Raw genomic sequence first — 512 nt, 5'->3', positions numbered from 1 at the left:
GGCGACGTTCAGGCTCACCGCGGTCGCAATGGCCGTCGCGTCCTGTCCTTCAATTGGGCCAATCGGCTGCACCATGCCCGCGTTGTTGATCAGGAGAACGGTGCGGGCGCCGCTCACGAATGCCCGCAATGCATCTGTTTGCAGCCACTGCGCAACGCGCGCCGTCTCGGCGAGTTCGAGTTCGACTTCTTCGAGCAGTGCGGGAAAGCGCTGTTTGAGCGACGCATGGCGCGAGCGTGACAGACCGAGCACGGCGACATTGCGGGCCAGCAGTTGCTCGGCGAGCGCCGCGCCCAGGCCGCGCGTGTGGCCGGTGACGATGGCTCGAATCGGAGAAGAGGGGTTCATGTCGGTCCTTATATGTCTGCTGATGCAGGCCGATATCTTCTCACGCATGTTTCGGACGCGCAGCGGTGCGGCCCGCGTGCTCTCAGGCGGCGCGAAAGCGTTCGCGGTACTGCATCGGCGTGACGCCGATTCTCTTCACGAAAACAATGCGCATGCGGTCGGCC

1 protein-coding gene is annotated in these 512 nt (G+C 64.3%); it reads right to left on the bottom strand.

Annotated elements, in window-relative coordinates; genetic code table 11:
* Nucleotides 1-348 (bottom strand): SDR family NAD(P)-dependent oxidoreductase (locus EN824_RS33490; protein ID WP_135933160.1); only part of this gene is annotated, 348 nt, incomplete at its 3' end.
* Nucleotides 349-512: the final 164 nt, after the last annotated feature.

Source organism: Mesorhizobium sp. M8A.F.Ca.ET.181.01.1.1 (assembly GCF_004792025.1).
In the GTDB taxonomy this organism is placed as follows: Bacteria; Pseudomonadota; Alphaproteobacteria; order Rhizobiales; family Rhizobiaceae; genus Mesorhizobium.
The sequence above is the reverse complement of the archived record's forward strand: the minus strand, read 5'-3'. Positions and strand labels throughout refer to the sequence as shown.